Source organism: Thermodesulfobacterium hveragerdense DSM 12571, assembly GCF_000423845.1.
Classification (GTDB): domain Bacteria; phylum Desulfobacterota; class Thermodesulfobacteria; order Thermodesulfobacteriales; family Thermodesulfobacteriaceae; genus Thermodesulfobacterium; species Thermodesulfobacterium hveragerdense.
Map to the genome: position 1 here is coordinate 1 of NZ_AUIT01000014.1, position 17,629 is coordinate 17,629.

20 protein-coding genes, 1 tRNA gene and 1 pseudogene are annotated in these 17,629 nt (G+C 37.3%); 11 read left to right on the forward strand and 11 right to left on the reverse strand.

Going from position 1 to position 17,629, the window contains the following annotated elements; all coding sequences use genetic code 11:
- Positions 1-187: pseudogene (locus tag G580_RS10155) on the reverse strand (IS256 family transposase); the annotation flags it as partial.
- Between the two features lie 214 nt (positions 188-401).
- On the opposite strand from G580_RS10155, the gene G580_RS10160 reads away from it, so the two are divergent.
- Entirely contained in the window at positions 402-1,343 is a 942-nt protein-coding gene (locus G580_RS10160) for a class I SAM-dependent methyltransferase (protein ID WP_051173152.1), read from the forward strand.
- A gap of 18 nt (positions 1,344-1,361) precedes the next feature.
- Here the strand turns inward: G580_RS10160 and G580_RS0105710 are convergent.
- Positions 1,362-1,446: transfer RNA gene (locus tag G580_RS0105710), tRNA-Leu, on the reverse strand.
- 90 nt (positions 1,447-1,536) lie between these two features.
- On the opposite strand from G580_RS0105710, the gene G580_RS0105715 reads away from it, so the two are divergent.
- From G580_RS0105715 to G580_RS0105750, 8 genes are all read left to right on the forward strand, one after another.
- Positions 1,537-2,286, forward strand: coding sequence for a YebC/PmpR family DNA-binding transcriptional regulator (locus tag G580_RS0105715; protein WP_028841390.1), 750 nt, complete (start codon positions 1,537-1,539; stop codon positions 2,284-2,286).
- Positions 2,283-2,783, forward strand: coding sequence for a crossover junction endodeoxyribonuclease RuvC (locus tag G580_RS0105720; RefSeq protein ID WP_028841391.1), 501 nt, complete (start codon positions 2,283-2,285; stop codon positions 2,781-2,783). Before G580_RS0105715 ends, G580_RS0105720 begins: the two co-directional genes overlap by 4 nt.
- Positions 2,784-2,785: 2 nt before the next feature.
- Positions 2,786-3,409, forward strand: coding sequence for a Holliday junction branch migration protein RuvA (gene ruvA / locus G580_RS10165; RefSeq protein ID WP_051173154.1), 624 nt, complete (start codon positions 2,786-2,788; stop codon positions 3,407-3,409).
- 20 nt (positions 3,410-3,429) lie between these two features.
- Positions 3,430-3,993 (forward strand): hydrolase, encoded by a 564-nt coding sequence (locus G580_RS0105730; protein WP_028841392.1) that lies wholly within the window; start codon positions 3,430-3,432, stop codon positions 3,991-3,993.
- A gap of 123 nt (positions 3,994-4,116) precedes the next feature.
- Complete coding sequence (locus G580_RS11030; RefSeq protein ID WP_169357089.1) at positions 4,117-4,395, forward strand: QcrA and Rieske domain-containing protein; 279 nt, start codon at positions 4,117-4,119, stop codon at positions 4,393-4,395.
- Positions 4,382-5,233: a cytochrome b N-terminal domain-containing protein gene (locus tag G580_RS0105740; RefSeq protein WP_028841393.1), complete on the forward strand. Its 852-nt coding sequence runs from the start codon at positions 4,382-4,384 to the stop codon at positions 5,231-5,233. The genes G580_RS11030 and G580_RS0105740 overlap by 14 nt, the downstream gene beginning before the upstream one ends.
- The gene (locus G580_RS0105745) at positions 5,220-6,503 is read left to right on the forward strand and encodes a cytochrome c3 family protein (protein WP_156874795.1); all 1,284 of its coding nucleotides are present in this window, start codon (positions 5,220-5,222) and stop codon (positions 6,501-6,503) included. Before G580_RS0105740 ends, G580_RS0105745 begins: the two co-directional genes overlap by 14 nt.
- 159 nt (positions 6,504-6,662) lie before the next feature.
- Positions 6,663-6,938, forward strand: a complete 276-nt coding sequence (locus G580_RS0105750; RefSeq protein ID WP_028841395.1) for a hypothetical protein — start codon at positions 6,663-6,665, stop codon at positions 6,936-6,938.
- Here the strand turns inward: G580_RS0105750 and G580_RS0105755 are convergent.
- Complete coding sequence (locus tag G580_RS0105755; RefSeq protein WP_028841396.1) at positions 6,935-8,137, reverse strand: MFS transporter; 1,203 nt, start codon at positions 8,135-8,137, stop codon at positions 6,935-6,937. The genes G580_RS0105750 and G580_RS0105755 overlap by 4 nt on opposite strands.
- 112 nt (positions 8,138-8,249) lie before the next feature.
- Between G580_RS0105755 and G580_RS0105760 the strand changes: the two genes are divergently transcribed.
- Positions 8,250-9,089 (forward strand): 50S ribosomal protein L11 methyltransferase, encoded by an 840-nt coding sequence (locus G580_RS0105760; protein WP_028841397.1) that lies wholly within the window; start codon positions 8,250-8,252, stop codon positions 9,087-9,089.
- Here the strand turns inward: G580_RS0105760 and G580_RS0105765 are convergent.
- Genes G580_RS0105765 through G580_RS0105775 form a run of 3 tightly spaced genes read right to left on the reverse strand, consistent with a single transcriptional unit; the run spans position 9,086 to position 11,879 of the window.
- Positions 9,086-10,414: a B12-binding domain-containing radical SAM protein gene (locus G580_RS0105765; RefSeq protein WP_028841398.1), complete on the reverse strand. Its 1,329-nt coding sequence runs from the start codon at positions 10,412-10,414 to the stop codon at positions 9,086-9,088. The genes G580_RS0105760 and G580_RS0105765 overlap by 4 nt on opposite strands.
- A 3-nt stretch (positions 10,415-10,417) precedes the next feature.
- Positions 10,418-10,894, reverse strand: coding sequence for a rhodanese-like domain-containing protein (locus G580_RS11035; RefSeq protein ID WP_051173158.1), 477 nt, complete (start codon positions 10,892-10,894; stop codon positions 10,418-10,420).
- A gap of 43 nt (positions 10,895-10,937) precedes the next feature.
- Entirely contained in the window at positions 10,938-11,879 is a 942-nt protein-coding gene (locus G580_RS0105775; RefSeq protein WP_028841400.1) for a YbgA family protein, read from the reverse strand.
- Between the two features lie 206 nt (positions 11,880-12,085).
- On the opposite strand from G580_RS0105775, the gene G580_RS0105785 reads away from it, so the two are divergent.
- A complete protein-coding gene (locus G580_RS0105785) occupies positions 12,086-13,726 on the forward strand; it encodes a 2-isopropylmalate synthase (RefSeq protein ID WP_028841401.1) in 1,641 nt (546 codons plus the stop codon).
- A 40-nt stretch (positions 13,727-13,766) separates the two neighbouring features.
- Here G580_RS0105785 and G580_RS0105790 read toward each other — a convergent pair whose 3' ends face one another.
- The 5 genes from G580_RS0105790 to G580_RS0105810 are packed head-to-tail and all read right to left on the reverse strand — an operon-like array spanning position 13,767 to position 17,597.
- Entirely contained in the window at positions 13,767-14,654 is an 888-nt protein-coding gene (locus G580_RS0105790; protein WP_028841402.1) for a tetratricopeptide repeat protein, read from the reverse strand.
- A gap of 4 nt (positions 14,655-14,658) precedes the next feature.
- On the reverse strand, positions 14,659-15,045 hold the full coding sequence (locus G580_RS0105795) for a secondary thiamine-phosphate synthase enzyme YjbQ (RefSeq protein ID WP_028841403.1): 387 nt from the start codon (positions 15,043-15,045) through the stop codon (positions 14,659-14,661).
- 59 nt (positions 15,046-15,104) lie between these two features.
- Entirely contained in the window at positions 15,105-15,851 is a 747-nt protein-coding gene (fabG, locus tag G580_RS0105800) for a 3-oxoacyl-[acyl-carrier-protein] reductase (protein ID WP_028841404.1), read from the reverse strand.
- Positions 15,841-16,359: a hypothetical protein gene (locus tag G580_RS0105805; protein ID WP_028841405.1), complete on the reverse strand. Its 519-nt coding sequence runs from the start codon at positions 16,357-16,359 to the stop codon at positions 15,841-15,843. The genes fabG and G580_RS0105805 overlap by 11 nt, the downstream gene beginning before the upstream one ends.
- On the reverse strand, positions 16,356-17,597 hold the full coding sequence (locus tag G580_RS0105810) for a DUF1015 family protein (RefSeq protein WP_028841406.1): 1,242 nt from the start codon (positions 17,595-17,597) through the stop codon (positions 16,356-16,358). The genes G580_RS0105805 and G580_RS0105810 overlap by 4 nt, the downstream gene beginning before the upstream one ends.
- Positions 17,598-17,629: the final 32 nt, after the last annotated feature.

Sequence of the window (17,629 nt, forward strand, 5' to 3'; positions counted from 1 at the left end):
AACAGGCAAGTTGTCTTTCATAGTAACCATTAGCTTTATTATCAATACTATCTCTAAGGAATATTTCTCTTTCTTTTTTCATGAGAGCGTTTAAGAGGAGTGCAGCAGCCATTTTGATACCCTCTTTTGATTCAATTTTTGAGATTTCACTTAAAACTTTTTCTAAATCTAAGTCTAAGTTTTCCATTTTACAGACCTCCTGGTTAGTTTAGTCTTTTAGGTTTTATGTTATCATTAATTTAAAAAATATTAAAAATTTTTATTATGCCTCTAAAATATTTTATTAAAAGACACAATTTATATTCTACTCCCAAAAGATATGCGGGAATCTGGATGGTGTTATAGATTTAAAATTAGTTGGTTGGGTTTTTAACGAAGAAAGTCCAGAGGAAAGGGTTGAGGTGGTAGTTTTGATCGACGAAGAACCTGTAGCTGAGGGGGTAGCTGATCGGTTTAGAGAGGACCTACTTGATGCTGGAATCGGAGATGGTAAGCATGCTTTTGCAATAGACATACCAGAAAAATTTGCTGATGGCAAAGAATATGAGATTAAAGTGGTTATTAAAAACTTAGAGAAAGAGTTAGGTTCTGTAAAGTTTTCTAAAAGATATGAGGTTATATTTTTTGCCAATTGTCCGATCTGTGAAAGACGTGTAAAGTTTATATCTACAGATGATTATTATTCTTGTAGAGATGTTTTGTTTTCACCTGACTGTCCTCTTAATCGTTGTGTCACTCGAGAGAGGGCAGTTGCTTATGTTCTTTTTAGAGAAATTCCTAAACAAAAATTATTTGAAGAAAAAATTATCTATGAACAATCTCCCGCCTTGAGAGGCCTTTCATTATTACTAAAAAAACACGCTAAACATTACCATGCTTGTGGTTATTATCCCGATAGAAATTTTGGCGAGTATGTAAATGGTTTGAGAAATGAAAATTTAGAAGAGCTTACACTACCAGACGAAAGTGTAGACGTATGGATACATCTTGACGTTTTAGAACACGTGTTTGATCCAATTAGAGCTATTAGGGAAATTTATAGAACCCTAAAGAAAGGTGGAATTTGTATCTTTACCACACCTACCCAACCAGGCTTATTAGAGAGCAAGCAGGTGGCTTTAAAGATGCCAGACGGAACGGTAAAAATAATAGGTAATCCCGAATATCATGGTAATCCTCAGAACCCAAAACAGGGCTCTTTGGTTACCTGGAAATACGGGTATGATTTGCCATACCTTATTCAAAGTGCTACAGGATTTGATGTAGAGGTTTTTAGATTTCAATCTTTTGAAATTGCTGTGTGTGGGCTCTATACAGAGGTTTATTTATGTAGAAAAAGATAGTTTATGTATAGGAGAAAATGCCGGGGGCGGGAGTCGAACCCGCACGGGGGTGAACCCCAGTGGATTTTGAGTCCACCGCGTCTGCCAATTCCGCCACCCCGGCGGAAAAATCTATCAAAACCTATTTTAATAGAGTTTGAATTTTTGGCAAGACCTATTATACTTATTAAAAAAATTTTTAAGGGGTGGTATTATGGCTGGACATTCCCATTGGGCACAAATAAAGAGAAAAAAAGCTGTTCAAGACGCTAAAAGAGGTCAAATATTCACTAAACTTATAAGAGAAATCGTGATTGCTGTGAGGGCAGGGGGAAGCGGAGATCCTGAGCTAAATCCAAGGTTGAGGGCAGCTATACAGGCGGCAAGAGCAGCTAACATGCCCAAAGAAAACATCGAAAGGGCCATAAAAAAAGCCTTAGGGCAAGAAGAAGGGACCAACTACGAAGAGGCGGTGTTTGAAGGGTATGGTCCTGGCGGGGTTGCCATCTTGGTCCATACTATCACCGATAACAGAAGAAGGACTGTTTCTGAGGTAAGACATATTTTTAGTAAACATGGTGGTAATTTGGCAGAGCCAGGGGCAGTTTCTTGGATCTTTGAACACAAAGGATTGATCGTTGTACCTAAAAAGGATGAAGAGAAGGCTTTAGAGATAGCCATAGAAAAAGGGGCAGAGGATACCAAAGAGTATGAAAGTGAAATCGAAATCATCACAGAACCTTCTCAGTTTGAAGAGGTTAAAAAAACCTTAGAAGAAGCTGGTGTTGAGATCCTTTCTGCCAAGCTCACTTTGGTGCCCAAATCTGTTGTCCCGATCTCGGATGAACAAACAGCAAATACCCTTTTAAAACTTATAGAGGCACTTGACGATAACGACGATGTTCAGCAGGTATATGCTAACTTTGATATCCCTGAACACATCATGGAAAAACTTAATAGATGAAAATTTTAGGGATAGACCCTGGGCTCAATCATTTAGGTTATGCCTGTGTGGAAAAACTTCAGCAAGAATTTAGGGTGTTAACCTGGGGGACCATCAGTCCCCCTCAACATTTACCCCTTCCTCAAAAGCTGGCTTTGATCTTTGAGAACCTTAAAGAAATCATAAATAAATTTTCCCCAGATTATTTGGCGTTAGAAGAGGTTTATACACGAGGGGTTGGAAATGCGACCCTAAAGCTTTCTCAGGCTCAAGCTTTGGTTTTGCTTCTCTGCGGTCTTTATAACCTTAGGTTTAAAACTTTTAACCCTAAGGAAATAAAAAATTTTTTGACCCAGAATGGAAATGCTGAAAAACAGGATATGGTCTCTCAAATTCAGTGGTTGAATAAACACGGGGTTTTATCTTTTGTGGAAGATTTTGAGGAAGATGGGTTAGACTCTCATAAGGTGGATGCTTTAGCAGTGGCTCTTTTATTTGGTTTTGAACTTGGAGGTTAATTTTGTTTTTTGCAGTCTCAGGGGTTTTAAAAATCGTAAATCCTCCTAATAAGGCTATCATAGAAATTTTACAGGTTTTTTCCATAGAGGTTTTTGTGCCTTTAAACTTGGTAGAGTCACTTAAAACTAAGTTTATTGATAAACCGATAACCATGTATTTGGTTAGTTTTATAAGAAAAAACGAATTTTTAGAGCTTTATGGGTTTTTAGACAAAGAAACCAGGGAGCTTTTTATAAAACTGAACACCCTTTCTAAGGTTGGACCTAAACTTGCATTAAACGTACTTTCTGTTTTTTCTCCTGAAGAGCTAAGACAAGTAATCCTTGAAGCACGTTGGAAGGAACTTGCAAAAGTTCCAGGTATAGGCCCAAAAAGGGCAGAAAAACTGTTTTTAGAACTAAAGAGCCTATTTTTAAAACCCAGCCTCAAAGGGATAACCTTACCTCCAGAAAAAGAAATGGTCCTTGAAGAGGCTAAAAGCTGTCTTTTATCCTTAGGGTTTAGTTCTAAAGAGATAGACTCAGTTTTATATAACGTTTTTGAAGAAGGGGCTACCTTAGACGAATTGATAAAAAGGGCTTTAAAGGAACTTGCACCAAGTGTTAAAGAAGAAAGGTTTGACTAAAAGCTACAGGGGGTATTAAGATGGACTGGGAAAGGTATTTTATCAAACCTGAAGAAGCGGTTTTGGTTGTGGTAGACGTCCAGGAAAAGTTGGTGAGAGCGATGGAAGAAAAGATAGTTTCTAAGATAATAAAAAACATAACCATTTTGGTTGAGGTAGCTAAAGTCTTAGGAATACCTGTTATCCTTACCGAACAATATCCCAAAGGGTTAGGACAAACCATAGAAGATTTAAAACAGATTCTTCCGGAATATCATCCTATCGAAAAGATAACCTTTGATTGTTGTGCAGAAGAGAAATTTTTAGCTACCTTAAGATCCTATGGACGTAATAAAGTAATTCTGACAGGTATGGAAACCCACATTTGTATCTATCAAACTGCCTTAAGCCTTCTTTCGAAAGGATATTTTGTGTTTTTACCTAAGGATGCAGTATGTAGTCGTAAAGAGGAAAACTGGAAGACAGGCCTTCAGCTTAGCATCCTTTCAGGGGCTTTACCTGTTGATACCGAAACCATCACCTTTCAACTTTTACAAAAAGCAGGAACCGAAGAGTTTAAAAAATTATCGGTTTATTTTAAATAAAAAGCAATGAATTCAAAAAAAAGAAAATTTTTAAGTTTTTTTTCTTTGGGCGTTTTGGGTTTTTTGACTTATGGAGTTTTTAAAAACCTAAGTAGTTTATCTTCTCCCCCACCTAAAAAGGTTATGGTTCTTTTTGAGGAGATAGAAAAAGCCAAAGATATCCTTTTTAAAGAAAACTTTATTGTGATAAAAACAGGCACTAATTTTAAGGTTTTTTCCAGGAAGTGTCCTCATTTAGGCTGTTTGCTTAGCTATTCTCTTGAAGAGGGTTTGATCGTCTGCCCTTGTCATCAAAGTAAGTTTAATCTTTATGGAAAGTTTCTCTCTGGACCTGCAAAAAAAGACCTTACTACCTTAAATTACAGACTTACTTATCAGGGTTTAGAGGTTGAGGTTTTTTAGCTTTTCCACCTCTCCTAAGCTCAACTTGTTTATAGCCAATCTCTGTTTGATAAGCCTTATAATCTCCATTTTATCTGGGATAGTGGTTAGTTATCATTACTTTTATACCGAACCTCTCTACAGTGTAATTCAGTTAGAGTCATCGGTGCCTTTTGGTAGGTTCTTTAGAAGCCTTCACTATTTTTCTTCTCAACTTGCCTTAATTTCAACTTTTTTCCATCTGCTAGATAGCTTTTACAGAGGATGGCATCATAAAAAAATTTTTGTTGCCTGGTTGTTTTTGGTGTTAAGCTTTATCGTCCTTATTTTTGTAACGTTTACCGGTTATGTGATAAGGTTTGATGAGGTAGGGAAGCTTGCAGGAAGCATAGCTGAAAATCTTTGCTTAAGCATACCTTATGTAGGAGAAGCTTTAAGAGACCTTTTGTTCCCAATTTCTAAAGGAGGTCTTTATAGAGTTTATTTAGCCCATATCTATGGTTCTTTTTTGTTAGCCATAGGGCTTTTTGTTTGGCATGCCTCGATAAAACGGGTTCTAAGCCTTAAATATGCCCCTTATCTTTACCTAAACCTGATTTTGCCCTTCATCTTTTATGTTCCTCTTGAGTCAGAGAAAGGAAAAACGGTAGTTACTGGTCCATGGTTTTTTTGGGGGGCTCAGGGACTTTTAAAGTTTTTACCCCCTTTGGGAGTACTTTTTTTAGCGGTTTTTTGGCTTGTTCTTTTAGGTTTTAAGCCTGCAAGAAAGTTTAGCCCCTGGATAGGTGGTGCTTTAATATTGTGGTTGTTAGTTTATTTTATTTTTAGCCTTATCATCTACAGAGATGCCCACACTTAAACGTTTAGCTAAGACTAAATCGTTTTGGATTTTATTAGGATTAACTATTTTCCTCTGTTTGTTCTATTCTGAAGCTAAAAAAGACAGACGAGAGGTTGCTAAGTTAACCTCAGGTGAGGTAGAGTTATGTATCACTTGTCATCAGGAGGTAGTCCCTGAAAAGGTGCACGAAAAAAAGGTCGTTGGTTGTTCTTCCTGTCATTTAGGGAATCCCTATACGTTAGACTTTAAAGAGGCCCATAAAAACATAGTAAAAAACCCCGGGGATCTGAGATATGTTAATCTTACCTGTGGACAACTAGGCTGTCATCCTACTGAGATATCGAAGGTAAAAAATTCTCTTATGGCTACCAATCATGGAATGATAAAAAGAGTCCTCGAAGTTTTTGAAGAAAAAGAGGTTTTATCTTTATATCCTAAGTTGAGTGTATCTCAACTTTATCACAGGGAGGTTTATCATAAAACCAGAAACAGCTTAGGTTTAGACTATTACCGAAAACTTTGTGGCAGTTGTCATCTTTGGTTAGAAAAGGGAAAACTCCCCTATTTTTTGAAAGAAAAAGGAGGGGGATGTTCTGCCTGTCATTTGGTAAAGGAGGAAGATGAGAGCCTCAATTCTTCTCGAAAAACCCATCCTAAACTGGTTAGATATCCTCCGATGGAAAACTGTGTAAGGTGCCATAACCGAAGTGGGAGGATAGGTTTTACCTACCAAGGACTTTATGAAAATGAACAAGGAGGGGTAGGGGATGAAGTTTGGGTTGACGGAAGATGGTTAGATCGGGTTTCTCCTGACATTCATTTCCAAAAAGGGTTAAAATGCGTAGACTGCCATACTAAAGAAGAAGTGATGGGAGATGGGAATTTTTACTACAGTTTGCATGAGGCTTTAGAAATCGAATGCCAAACCTGTCACGGAGGAGATGGGACTACTAAAAAAGGAAGGAAACTAAAAAATTTTCAGAAAAAAGGGACTCAGGCTTATTTAGAAATTAAAGGTTCTGAAAAACTACTTTTAATCAAAAAATCGGTTAGAGCTTGTAGCCTTTCTTATCATAAACGATTAACCTGTGTGAGCTGTCATGCCAAACATATGCCTGATTGCTATGGCTGTCACATAAAATATGACCCAAGAGACACCCATCTTGACAAAATACTTGCTAAGGAAACGAAGGGGCTCTGGATAGAGCATGAATCTTATAGAAGACTTGCACTTCCTACTTTAGCGGTGGAAGATAATCAAAGAGTGGTTACCGTTACCCCAGGCTGACAGGATTTTATCACCATCCTCTCAGAGACAGGAGAGGTAAAAAAAGAAATAACAAGCCTTACCTTTGCTAAACTTAACCCTCATAGCACGGGGAAACAGGGGCGTTCTTGTAAAAGTTGCCATCAAGACACAAAAACCTTAGGGTTAGGGTATGGAAAGGTGGTAAAAGGTAAAAATTCTATAGAGGTTGTAAACTTAGAAAAACCTTTTCTAAAATCTCCGCGGGTTTGTCTTTCTCAGATGGTTACCCTTAACGGAACTAAGCTGGTCAATTTTTCTCGGCCAAATCTTCGTCCTTTTAGTCAGGAGGAACTGGTAAAAATTTTAAGGGTGGGTTTTTGTCTAAACTGCCATTCTGAAAAGGATAAGATTTTTAAAAAATGGCCTCCTAAAAAGGTTTGCCCTTATGCTAAAAAATTTCAAATCAATTTCTAAGAGTCTTCTGAGTTTAGATGTTGAATAACCTTAGGTATTAGAAGAAAAGCAGGGAGAGAAACCAGAAAGGTTATACCAAAAAATAAGGTATACCCTAAATAGGTGGTTAAAACCCCTGATAAGCTTCTTGATAAGGTTAAAGAAAGGCTAAACAGAGTAGAAAAAACCGCATACTGGGTTGAAGAAAACTCTTTCTGACAGAGTTTGGTAAGAAAGGTAACAAAGGCTGCTGTGCCAAGGCCTCCGGTAAAGCTTTCGATTACAGAGGCTAAATAAACAGTCTCTTTGGGAAGAGCTGAAATAGAGGCGAAGGTATAACCTAAGTTGGAAAAGGCTTGAAATAAACCTAATGTTAGCAAGGATTTTTTGGCCGTCCATCTGCTGGAAAGATATCCTCCTAAAAGGGACCCCAGTATGGTAAGAATACTTCCGATAGACCCTGCGATCATCCCTATTTCTAACCGGGAAAAACCTCTGTCCACCCAAAAGGGATAAACCATCGCCCCAAGCAAAGAATCCCCTATTTTGTAAGTAAAGACAAACAAGAGAAGGGTGAAAACCCCTTTCCTTTTTAGTATCTCAGCGATGGGTAGAATAAACTGCTCTTTTAGAGAATAAGTTTTTTTAGGTGGGTTGTGTTTAAGAAAAGGGTTGAGTAGTAAAAACAGCCCTATGGATAAACCTATAAGAAAGATTAGATAAAATACCGGTTTAAACCCTAAGTAATGGCTTACCGCAACCAACCCACCTCCAAAAGTAATCAGGGCTAATCGATAGGCTGCTATCCTTAGGCCATTGGCTTTTCCTAAGGTAGCAGTAGGGATCCACTCTACCACAAAACCATCGGCAGCGGTATCAAAAACCGAAGAAAAAAAACAAAGCAGGATAAGCAAGATGAAAAAGGTGAGTCCTTGGGGAGGAGTAAAGGCTAAAGATAAGATAACTATCCCGATGTTTATTAAAGATATTCCCATCCAAAAAGTTTTATTAAAATACCGGTCTATCAAAGGAGCCCAGAAAAGTCTTAGACTCCAGGGCAAACTTGCTAAAGAAAAAAGTCCGATGTGTAGCAAACTTATTCCTTCTGTCCTTAAAAATACAGGAATAAAGGTATAGAAAAACCCAAAAGGAAGGCCAGAAAAGAAATAGATAAGACTTAGATAAATAAGTTTTTGAGTTTCTTCTGGGAATTTTCGCATATAACCTACTATTTTACAACCAATTTTTAAGATTGGCACGTTATTTTTTGTCTGGGTAAAACCCAAAAATGTTTTAAAATATGATCGAAAAAGAATTAGGAGGCTTTCTTAAATGCTTTATGAAATAAACGTAAAAGTTCCCAGAGAAAAAGAGGAAGAAATAGAAGAAGTGCTTTATCAGTTGCTTTCTCAAGGTTGGGAAACAGCCTATCAAGAAGACAAGGTGGTTTTTAGGTTTTACTTTAAAGAGGATAGTCCAGCATTAGAAGAAATTGAGAAAGCCTTAGCTAAATACCCTTTTGTGGAGTTAGAATATAAAGTTTTTGAAGAAAAGAACTGGGCAGAACTTTGGAAAGCAAACTTTAAGCCTTTAAAAGTGGGGAAGCATCTTTGGGTTATTCCTCCCTGGGAAGAAGGTTTTAGCACGCAGGGTCAGGTGGTGATCGTAATAGAACCAGGGCAGGCCTTTGGAACAGGGCATCATCCTACAACCCAGATGATGCTTGAGTACATAGAATACTTTGCCTTGACTAAGGGACAAAACAGTCTTTATAAGGTGCTTGACCTTGGCTGTGGAACAGGTATCTTAGCCATAGCCTGTGCTAAACTTTTACCTAAAGCCAAAATCTGGGCAGTAGACATAGATGAAGAAGCTCTAAAAGCCTGTTTGGAAAATCTTCAGTTAAACCAGGTAGAAGGAAGGGTTTTGGTAAGTAAGGAAGTCCCTGCTGAAAAGTTTGAGTTGATACTTGCCAACATAGGCTATAGAGAGCTTAAAAATCTTTCTCAAAAGATGGTTGAAATCTCTGAGAAAGGAAAAACAAATATTTTTTTAACAGGCATCTTAACCGAAGATGCAGAGGAGATGTTAAGAATATATGAAGCTTTAGGTTATCGGTTGTTAGAAAAAAAGTTTTTAAAAGAGTGGGCCTTTCTGTGGATGGAGTTTTAAACTGTTGTTAACCTATGTCTTATGGTTCTTGCCAAATTTTTAATTCTTTCTATGTCTTCCCAAACAGGTTTTTTAAAGGCAGGAAACACCGAGTTGTTGTGGAAGATAGGGTCATCTTCTAAGGGATAGCGGGAGTAAGTTTTAGCCAGTTCAAAAAAAGGAGTCCCTGGGATAGGTGAAAACTCTGCTAAACAAGGACTTACTCCTATTTTTTCAAGGAAAAATAGGGCCTTTTCCACTTCTTTAAAGTTTTCTTCAGGGATTCCGTAAAGAACATAGGCTCCTAATTCTTTGGCAGTAAACCCTGCCTGCTTAAGGCAGTAGGCTGCCTCTATGAATTCTTCAAGAGTAACTTTATGGTCAAACCGATTTTCTACCCTTTCAAGCCCAAGTCTTATGGTTTTAAATCCTGCTTGTTTTAAAAGTAAGGTAACCTCTTTATCTATAAACCTTGCATGCACTGCATTAGGGGTATGAAACCTTATGTTGAGTTTGGAATCGATAATCTTTTCTAAAAAGGGTCTTAATTTTTTTTCAAAATTAAAAAGTAAGGCATCGTCATAAAAAGCAAAATCTTTAACTCCGTAGGTTTTGTGCCAAAAAAATACCTCTTCCCAAATCTCTTCAGCTGCCCTTTCTTTATAACAAGGATAAAGCTTTTTAGAAGCACAGTAAGGACAGTTAAATGGGCACCCCAGACTGGTCATGATAACCACGTAAGGTATTCTGGTTTGCAGGTCAAAAATAGGATAGTCATGAATAAAAGGTGGATTAGAAGGAGCAAAGTCCCTTTTAATCTGGGTGAGGAATTCTTCCTCTTCTTGGGTAACCACAAAGGTTTTTGTGTCTGGATAGTGTGATAAAAACTGTAAGAGGTGGTCTTTACAGAGTTTAGCGTAGATTCCTCCTATGTAAATCGGGGTTTGAGGATAATTTTTAGCAAAAAAATCTATAAGAGAGAAAAGCCCAGGATACCAGTAGGTAAGGGTGGTGGTAATAAAGACTGCTTTAAATTTAAGACGAGATATTTTATGCTTAAAGGTTTCGAAAGGAAGTCCATAGCGATAAAACCTTCTTGGTACGTCTTGAAAAAAATAGGGTTTTGGCACAGGTTGTTTATAAAAATGACCTGTTCCAAAGCTCCTTCTCTTAGGAAGCTTAGGTAGTTCTTCTGCAAAGGGGTCAAGCAGGTCTAAATAATAAATTTTATATCCTAACTTTCTTAACTTACCCCCTATATATAGTAATCCATAAGGTTTAAGCCAGAAATCATAGGCAGAAAAGTCATATATCCAAGGATTAATAAATAAAAAATCTACTTCCAACTTTTACCAGCTAAGCCCCACCACACTTCTTCCGGCTGCTTTGGCAAGCTCAGAAATACCGCCATCAAGGACTATAGCTTTATACCCAAGCATGTTAAGAGGTAAACTGGCAGCAATCGCTCTGGCTCCGGTGTGGCAAACTACCACGATTAATTTATCCTTAGGAAGGTTCTTAAGGTTTTCCTCTTTAAAAAGTTCATGCATCGGTATTTCTATCGTGTTAGGAATAGACACCCTAACAAAATTTTTTTCTTGAGGGGTTCTTATGTCCAAAACCACAAAAGGTTCTTTTTTCTCAATCATCTCAAACAGATTTTTTACACTTATCATACAGGGTTTCTTAGCTATTACCTCTGGTGTAAGCTTAGAGAAAAAACTATCAAACTTTTTAGCAAGTTCTACATCATAACCCCAACCCTGCCCTAAGTATAAAACACAAATCAACAACCCTAATCCAACTTTCTGTAAAATCCCTTTCATAGGCCCCTCCTTTTTATTATTTTTAAAAATTATAAAACACAAATTATTCTAATTCAAGAGGAAAGGGGTTTAAAAAGACCTGGTTTTTGAGGTAATGGTCTTCAAACCTAAACGTCCAGGCTCTAAGAATTTCAAGAAGGGTGTTTTTGGAAGCTTTCCCTTTTTTGTAGCGTTCTATCAACCATAGAAAGTGTTTCCTTTCTCCAGGTGTTAGTTTAGAAGAGAAATGGCCAAACACATGAAGTAATACATTTATTTCCTTTCCTTTTGTAGGAGGTTGAGATAAGACTTTTTTAAAAAGGGTTTTGTAGTTTTCCAAGGTTTGATTAAAAGGGAAAATTTTTCCCCAGGCAACCAGTTGTCCTAACTTTTTAAGTCCTTCTGGTGAATAGCTCATCAAAAGATATTTATATCTTTGATGAAAGGCTATAAGGTCTTTGAAAGATTCTGCTTTGGTTAAAAAGTTTCTTAGGTCTGCCAGACTAAAAATCTTTGTGAGAAAGTTTTCTCTAATAAAAGGATCATGAAGCCTTCCGTCGTCTTCGACAGGAATGTCAGGAAAGATTTTCTCAGCCTCTATCGCAAAAATACCCTTTCCTCTACCGATAGGAAAGGTGCCTTCTCTATCTTTATACCAGCGGGTTCCAGAAACTCCGCAGGAAGGAGATCGACTTTTTAACAAAAAACCGTCTATATCTTTAAGGTTCTCAAGAAATTTTTTAGAAAAGTTTAACATTTCTTCTGTCAAATCTCTTTTTTTAGCTGGTTGAAAGACTCCAAGTTTCCCCTCTTTTTTGTAGACAATAATCCTATCTCGTGGTACAGGAAGACCTATGTCTACTTCTGGGCAAACCTTTACAAACTCACAGAAATTAGAGAGTTTTTTAGATAAAGGAAAAATAATAGGATTTCCGTCATATCTCGTGTTTTCTCCTAAAAGGCAGGTGCTTATAACCAACTTAGGTTTTAGGTGATTTGTGTCCATTTTAAAGTTCTTATAACTTAGTTATACATAAAAATATTATAAAACTTAATTCCATAAAGGAAAAGGTCATAGTGTTTCATTCGATAGAGAAAAATTGAGATGTCTGATTTTACTAAGTTTAAAACCTTATTTTTTGAGAACACGTTGGCAAAACCAAAAATTAAGATAAAATTTTTACTTAAAAAATCTTATTAAGGAGGGTTACCTTGAATCCCAGAATAGTGTTTTTCGATACCACCCTTAGAGATGGAGAGCAGTCTCCTGGGGTATCATTGGACTTAAAACAAAAGATAGAGATAGCCAAGGCTTTGGAAGAGTTAGGTATAGACGTAATAGAGGCAGGGTTTCCTATAACATCTCCCGGGGATTTTGAGGGAGTAAAAAACGTGGCTAAGGAGATGAAAAGATGTACTGTTGCGGCCTTAGCCAGGGCTAATCAAAAAGACATAGAGGTAGCCTGGGAGGCTATCAAGCACGCTGTGTCTCCCAGGATCCACACCTTTATAGCTACTTCTGACATTCATCTTAAGTATAAACTGAAAAAAGACAGGTCTCAGGTATTAGAAATTGCCAGAGAAGCTGTAAAGTATGCCTGCTCTTTGTGCCCTAACGTTGAATTTTCTGCCGAGGATGCAACCAGAAGTGATTGGGAATATTTGGCTCAAGTGGTGATAGAGGTGGTAAAAGCAGGAGCCACCACCATCAACATTCCTGATACCGTGGGTTATACAGTCCCTCAGGAGTATTATAACCTGTTTAAATTTTTGGTAGAAAAATTGATAGCTGCTGGATACGAAGAAGACCTGAAATCTGGGCGTTTAAGACTTTCTGTTCATTGCCATAACGACCTTGGGCTTGCGGTTTCTAATTCCCTTTCTGCCATCTTAGCCGGTGCAACTCAAATAGAAGGTACGATAAACGGTATTGGAGAAAGGGCAGGAAATGCTGCCTTGGAAGAAGTTATAATGGCTCTAAAAATTAGAAAAGACTTCTTTGAAAGGTCCTTAGGATATCCTTTAGAGGTAAACATTGCTACTAAAAAAATAGTTCCTACCAGCCAGCTTGTTTCCAAATATACCGGAATGTTGGTACAGCCTAATAAGGCTATTGTTGGAGCCAATGCCTTTGCTCACGAATCTGGTATCCATCAACATGGTGTTATCTGTGAACGAACGACCTATGAGATTATTAAGCCAGAAGAGGTAGGTTGGACTGGGTCTGCTATCGTTCTCGGTAAACACTCAGGAAGACATGCCCTGTCTTTTAAACTAAAAAGCAGAGGCTGGCAGTTTGATGATACCGTTTTAACTAAGGTTTTTGAAAAGTTTAGGGAAGAAATAAAGGATGTTTTAAGAAAGATTGAAGAAGAACATTTAGAAGGAATCCTTCTAGATCTCTTTTGTGAAAAAGAGTATCGTTATGAGTTAGTTTCTTCTCAGGTGATAAGTGTATTGAGTGGCTCATTAAAGCCGGTTGCTCAGGTAGAGATAAGAGATAATCTTTCCGGAAATAAAGTAGCTGTAGGTTTAGGGATAGGGCCTATAGATGCAGCCTATAAAGCAGTAGCTCAAGCCTTAGGTTATAGTTTTAATGGAGAAGAAAAAGATAAAAAAAATCTCAAACTCGTAGATTTTAACATCAGTGCCCTTACAGGTGGGACCTCTTCTGAGGGAGTCTGTAGTGTGATCATAGAAGACGAACCAGGGTTAAAAACCGCAGGGCTTGGTAAAGACGGAGATATCGTTATAGCAAGTATTAAGGCTTTCTTAAAGGCTTTAAACCGGTTAGAAGTTTTAAAAATAAAAGAAAAAGAGCTGAAAAGCCAGGTATTAACCTTAGCAAAATAAGTTTTTAGCCCTTAGCCTCAAAAATAAGGTTAATTTGAGGCTAAGGGTTTGGTTTTTCAAGATATTTTCTTTCTAATAAATATAACCTTTCAGAAGCTTTGTTAGCCCACTCAGAATTTGGTTCAAGTAAAACAACCGAATTCCATAAATCTTTAGCCAATTTAAGATCGCCTTCTCTAAAGGCTATTTCTCCTAAATAAAAGCGTGCTTCACTGGAATATTTGTCTATTTCTAAGGCCTTTTTAAAATAGAACTTGGCTGAGGTAAGGTCGTTTTCACTAAGATATACATAACCAAGATAGACTATAGCCTTTGGATATCTTGGATTTTCTCTAAATGCTTCAATCAAAATGCTTTTAGCTTTTTCCTTTTGGTCTAAGAGAAAATAAGCCCATCCTAAATTGGTTTTAGCCATGTAAGCATTGGTATAGTAAGGATTCTGAATCGCCTTTTCCAGATATTCTATGGCTTTATGATAATTCTGTTGTAAGAGCATCAAAGAGCCAAGGTTGTTATAGGCCTCTGAATAATCAGGTTTAATGCTGATAGCGTCTTTAAAAGCTTGTCTGGCTTTTTCGTAATCTTTTTTACCTATGTAGGCTAATCCTAAAAGGTTATAAACCTCTGGGTCACATTTTTCTTTTTTGTTTTGCAAGGCTTTTTTGAGATCTTCTATCGTTCCTGGATTGGTGGCGTTTTCTAAAAGTTGTAAAATTCTTCTTATGTCACAGATATCACACTGGCTTGATTTTTCCGCTAATTCAAGCTCTTTTAAAGCCTCGGTATAACGTTTTTCTTGAATAAACGTCTGAGCGATTTCTTTATGAGAAGAGATTTTTTGCTCAAAATACTGAGAACTTGCTCTACATCCTCCTAAAACCAAAGTAAAAACAACACCTAACCCTAACCACACTAAATGTTTTTTCATAGGCTTAACCCTCTAAAAATTTTAAAAATACCTTTCTTGTCCTTGGTCCGTCATATTCTGCAAAAAAAATCCTTTGCCAGGTACCTAAAACGGGCTTTCCTTTTTCTACAATAAGGGTTAAGGAAGGTCCTGTTATAGAAGATTTCACATGTCCTGGGGAGTTTCCTTCCAGATGTTTGTAAGGAAGGTTTTCTGGTGCTATCCTTTCAAAAGCCATGAGCAGGTCTTCTTTTACAGATGGATCAGCCCCCTCATTAATAATAATACCTGCTGTGGTGTGAGGGACATAAAGTACACAAATTCCATCTTTAGGAGGGAGCTTTTTTAAGACTTCTTCAGTTATGTCAAGCAACTCAACCTTTTTATGAGTTTTAACAGTAATAACTTCCATGTTATTTTCTATATACCTAAAATTTAAAAAAGTCAATGCCTAAAAAATCAAAAAAGGGGTTAAACCCTCAACAAACCTCCGTTAACATGAAACACGCAGCCTGTGATATAGCTTGCCTTTTCACTGGCTAAAAAAGAAACAAGATAGGCTACTTCTTCAGGAGTTCCAGGTCTTTTTAAAGGAATTTCTTGCAAAAAAGCTTCTCTAACTTTTTCAGGTAGTTGGTTTGTCATGTCAGTTTCTATGTAGCCTGGAGCAATAGCATTAACCGTTATGTTTCGCGAAGCAACCTCTAAAGCTAAAGCTTTAGTAAAACCTATGATCCCAGCCTTAGCTGCTGCATAGTTGGTTTGTCCAGCATTACCACTAAAGGCTACCACCGAAGAGATGTTGATTATTCTCCCCCATTTAGCTTTTGTCATCATCGGGAGAACTGCTTTGGTAACATAAAAAACCGAATAGAGGTTGGTTTTAATAACCAAATCCCAGTCTTCTTCTTTCATCCTTAAAAACAAAGCATCTCTGGTGATCCCTGCGTTGTTTACTAAGATTTGAATAGGTCCGACAACTTCTTCCACTTCTTTTATAGCTTTTTGAACCTCTTCAGGGTTGGCTACGTCAAACTTAGAAAGATAGGCCTTGGTCCCAAGCTTTTCTATTTCGGTAGCCAACTTTCTTGCCTTTTCTTCAGATCCTTTGTAATTGATAACTATTTCCGCTCCATCTTTTGCAAGTTGATAGGCTATCGCCCTACCTATCCCTCTTGAGGCTCCTGTTACTAAAGCCACCTTTCCCTTAAGTTCCATGTTTGATCACCTCCTTTTGCAACATTTTAGTGTTTATATAATTAGCTAAAATAAAACCTAAAATAGCCTCCTCTTCCATCGCTTGCTGGATGTAGGTTAAGTTAGCATGACCTAAGTGCTTGGCCAGTTTATCGCAGAAGAAGTTCCTACAAAAAACAGGGGTAAGGATAAGGATACATCCTTTTTCTCCTAAGAAGAGACAGTCTTCCTCTCGATAAGTATTAAAAGCAAGGGGTAAACCATGGGTTTCTGAAAGCAGAAGGTTTATCAAAAACTCAGCAGGACTTAGTTTCCATTCTAACCCAGCTTTACAACACTTTTCTCCTGAGTTTGCACAAGCACTGCAAAAAGCAAAAGACCCTTTTTCTATAAAGGCTTGACGACTTTTTTCTATGGCTTTTTTTAATAATTCGAGTTTCTCCTGAATAAAGGGGTCTTTTAAAAGTAAATCTTTTTTTTCGTAATAAAAGGAAAGCCAGTGGTTGAAATAGGCTAAACTGTCTTTCATAATGAAAAGTCTATGGGTTTTCCGCTTACTTCATTTAAAACCAACCCTGTAAGGATTTTAGGATAAAAAAACGTGCTTTTATGAGGCATTCTTTTCCCTTGCAACGCAACCTCTTTTAAGATTAAAGGAGAAAGCTCAGGGAAAATTACTCCAATTTCTTGATCTTTGATATGGTTAAACACCTGTTTTACCTCAGACAAAAATTCAACCTGATTTTGTTCCTTTAGTATCTCTTCTTTAATTTTAAAGGCTTGTTCTATCAGGGACAAAAAGTTGTAAAGGATTAGTTTTGAAAGCACTGGATCTTTCTGTTGAAAGCGCTCATACACTTCTTGTTTTATCCTGAAAATCATCACTTTATTTTTAAAGCAAATACCAAAATCCCTTTCTTTTATTTTAAAAAAATTCTGAGAAAAATTAATAGGCTCTGTGGTGTAAACTTTTTCTGCCCAATTTTTTAAGGCTTGAATTAAATCTTCAGCGTTTGGTAAACGATAGATTCTATGAGTAGGGAGCATAAGAAGGTTTGGCTCTTCTATAGGGCAAACATACATGGCTATGTAATGATAATCCCTTGGAGGGGTTGTGCCTAATTTATTTTCCATGTATTCTTTATATCTCAGGGCAGTGGTGTATCTGTGGTGTCCGTCTGCGATGTATATTTTTTGATGTTTAAGATAGTCGGTCACTTCTCTTATTATGTCTAACTCAGTGACTTGATAAAGGCGATGGGTTTGTTGATCAAAGGTTGCCTCATAAAGCAGATCTTTAGGACTATAAGAAAGTGTGAGAAGGGAAGGATCTTCATATATCCCAAAAATCTGACTGAACTGAAACCCAGTAGTCTTAAGCAATTTAAACCGATCTTCTGTTATCTTTGGGAACACCTTCTCATGGGGTAAAACTACTCCTTCTTCAAAGGGGTGGAGCTTTACCAGTAGAATCCACCCTTTTCGGGAAAAGATTTTCTGCTCTCTTACAAAGGATAGTTCATAAAAATAGAGACAGGGTTTAGGTTCTCTTACAAGGATTTGCGACCTTATCCACTCTTCCAAAAGGTGTTTAGCTTTTTGGTAGGTTTCAGGAAGCTCCAGATGAAAGATGTTATAAGGACTTTTTTTCTGATAAAAAACCTTTTCTTCTTCGCCCACCACATCGTAAGGAGGGGCAACTACTTCTTCGATGTTTACTTTTTCGGGATTATATCTCCAGCCATAAAATGGAAGACAATCAGGCATGATTTTGATCTCCTTCCCAGATAATTAAAAAA

Coding starts and splice junctions, on each gene's coding strand:
- G580_RS0105715 (WP_028841390.1), top strand. CDS start 1,537: ATGGCTGGACATTCCCATTGGGCACAAATAAAGAGAAAAAAAGCTGTT.
- G580_RS0105720 (WP_028841391.1), top strand. CDS start 2,283: ATGAAAATTTTAGGGATAGACCCTGGGCTCAATCATTTAGGTTATGCC.
- G580_RS0105730 (WP_028841392.1), top strand. CDS start 3,430: ATGGACTGGGAAAGGTATTTTATCAAACCTGAAGAAGCGGTTTTGGTT.
- G580_RS11030 (WP_169357089.1), top strand. CDS start 4,117: ATGGTTCTTTTTGAGGAGATAGAAAAAGCCAAAGATATCCTTTTTAAA.
- G580_RS0105745 (WP_156874795.1), top strand. CDS start 5,220: ATGCCCACACTTAAACGTTTAGCTAAGACTAAATCGTTTTGGATTTTA.
- G580_RS0105755 (WP_028841396.1), bottom strand. CDS start 8,137: ATGCGAAAATTCCCAGAAGAAACTCAAAAACTTATTTATCTAAGTCTT.
- G580_RS0105760 (WP_028841397.1), top strand. CDS start 8,250: ATGCTTTATGAAATAAACGTAAAAGTTCCCAGAGAAAAAGAGGAAGAA.
- G580_RS11035 (WP_051173158.1), bottom strand. CDS start 10,894: ATGAAAGGGATTTTACAGAAAGTTGGATTAGGGTTGTTGATTTGTGTT.
- G580_RS0105775 (WP_028841400.1), bottom strand. CDS start 11,879: ATGGACACAAATCACCTAAAACCTAAGTTGGTTATAAGCACCTGCCTT.
- G580_RS0105790 (WP_028841402.1), bottom strand. CDS start 14,654: ATGAAAAAACATTTAGTGTGGTTAGGGTTAGGTGTTGTTTTTACTTTG.
- G580_RS0105795 (WP_028841403.1), bottom strand. CDS start 15,045: ATGGAAGTTATTACTGTTAAAACTCATAAAAAGGTTGAGTTGCTTGAC.
- fabG (WP_028841404.1), bottom strand. CDS start 15,851: ATGGAACTTAAGGGAAAGGTGGCTTTAGTAACAGGAGCCTCAAGAGGG.
- G580_RS0105805 (WP_028841405.1), bottom strand. CDS start 16,359: ATGAAAGACAGTTTAGCCTATTTCAACCACTGGCTTTCCTTTTATTAC.
- G580_RS0105810 (WP_028841406.1), bottom strand. CDS start 17,597: ATGCCTGATTGTCTTCCATTTTATGGCTGGAGATATAATCCCGAAAAA.